The sequence below is a fragment of the Kitasatospora sp. NPDC059803 genome (assembly GCF_042732255.1).
Classification (GTDB): Bacteria; Actinomycetota; Actinomycetes; order Streptomycetales; family Streptomycetaceae; genus Kitasatospora.
On record NZ_JBHWIJ010000564.1, the window covers coordinates 1 to 1,795 of the forward strand.

At 80.0% G+C, this 1,795-nt stretch carries 1 protein-coding gene and 1 pseudogene; one reads left to right on the top strand and one right to left on the bottom strand.

Annotated elements, in window-relative coordinates:
- Positions 1-91 (bottom strand): annotated as a pseudogene (locus tag ACFV6I_RS39500) (roadblock/LC7 domain-containing protein); the annotation flags it as partial.
- 85 nt (positions 92-176) lie between these two features.
- Between ACFV6I_RS39500 and ACFV6I_RS39505 the strand changes: the two are divergent.
- A partial coding sequence (locus ACFV6I_RS39505) for a hypothetical protein (protein ID WP_380431120.1) occupies positions 177-1,795 on the top strand: 1,619 nt, incomplete at its 3' end.

A 1,795-nucleotide genomic window follows, 5' to 3' on the forward strand; every position in this document is an offset into this window, starting at 1 on the left:
CGGCGGAGACCACCACGGTGTGGGACACCCCGGGGGTGTTGTCCACGAAATTGGTGATCAGCCAGTTCAGGTTCTGTGCGGCCTGGCTCATCTGATTCAACTCAACGCTCCTGGTGATCTGCGCCGTTGCCGTCGGTCCGGCCACCGAAACTATCGAATCCGGGCTGCTGGGCACCATGCTGGGAGCCCGGCTGGTTGGCCTGTTCGGCCCCGGCCCGGCGGCCCTGCTGGATGCCGCGGCGCAGGTTGGTCAGCCGGCCGCGGACCTCTTCGGGGGCCCGGGAGACCTGCGGACCGGTCAGCGGCGAGGCCTCGGCGGTGCCGGAGACCAGGTTGGCCTGCGGGGTCCGCCGGGGGAGACCGGACATCGTGACGCCGCTGGTCGAGGGCTCGCGGACCTGCTCGGCGCGGCGCCAGCGCTCGTCGTTCGCGGACGGGCGCCAGGGGGCGTCCCCGGTGCCGGGCTGCGGCTGCTGGCCCTGCTGCGGCTGCTGCTGGCCCTGCGGCTGCTGGCCCTGCTGAGGGGCCTGGGCCTGCGGGGCCTGGGGGGCCTGGGCCTGCGCGGCCTGCTGCGGAGCCTGGGGCTGCTGGGCCTGGGCCGGCCGGCCCTGTCGGCGCTGCGGGTCGGACGGCTGGAACTCCGGCGCCGAGGTGCCGGGCCGGCGCGGCTGGTACGTCCGCGGCCGCGCCTCCTGCCCGCCCTCCTGCGGGTACCACGGCTGCTCGGCCGCACCCCCGGACGGGCCGGTCGGCAGCGCCATCGGCTCCGGCCGGGCCTGCTCCTGGCGCACCGGCTCGGGCCGGGCCTGCTCCTGACGGACCGGCTCCGGACGCGCCGGGTTCGGCAGCACCGGCTCCACCAGGCCGAGGCCCAGCGGGTCACGCGGGTCGATCTGGCTGGCCTCGAAGCGCGGCCGGGCGAACTGCTGGGTGCTCTCCATCGACGCCGGCTCGGCCGACGGCAGCGGCTGGGCCTGCTGCTGCGGCGGCAGCTGCGGCTGGCGGTCGCGCTGCGGCGCGTCCGGGCCGGGGCGCTGCGGGCGGCGCTGGCCCTGCGGACCGGGCTGACCCTGCGGGCCGCCCTGACCGGGGCCGCCCTGGCCTTGCGGGGCCGGCCTGCGCTGCGGCAGGCCCTCCTGCGGGCGGTTGCCCGGGCGGGCGCCCTGCTGCTGCGGAGCGCCGCCCGGCCGACCCGGCCGGCCGTGCTGCGGCTGCTCGCCGGTCCGGGGGCCCGGACCGCCGTCGAACTCGCCACCCGGGCGCGGCCGTTCCTGGCCGGGGCGGCCCTGGGCGGGCTGCTGCTGGCCGGGTTGGCCCTGGGCGGGCTGCTGCTGGCCGCGGCGGGGCAGGCCGCCGGGGCCGCCCTGCGCCGGGCCCGGCCGGTTCGGGCCGCGCTGCGGCAGGCCGCCCTGCGGGGACTGCTGGGGCTGCGGGGACTGCGGGGCCTGCTGGGTCGGCTTCTGGCCCTGGGGCTGGGGGGCCTGCCGGCCCGGGCCCTGGGGTCCCTGGGGTCCCTGGGGTCCCTGGGGCTGCTGGCCCGGGCCCTGCTGGCCCGGGCCCTGCTGGCCCGGCTGGACGGGGTTCTCGCGCAGCGACTTGCCGACCTGGCGGGTCGGCAGGCCGCCGGCCCGGCCGCCGGGCGCGGCAGGCGCACCCGGTCCGGTCGGAGCACCCGGAGCACCCGGAGCGTTCGGTCCGGTCGGAGCACCGGGGCCGGTCGGAGCGGTCGGGCCGCCCTGGCCGAGCTGCGGGCGGCCGCCCTGCGGGGCGCCGCCGGCCGGGCCCTGGCCGAGCG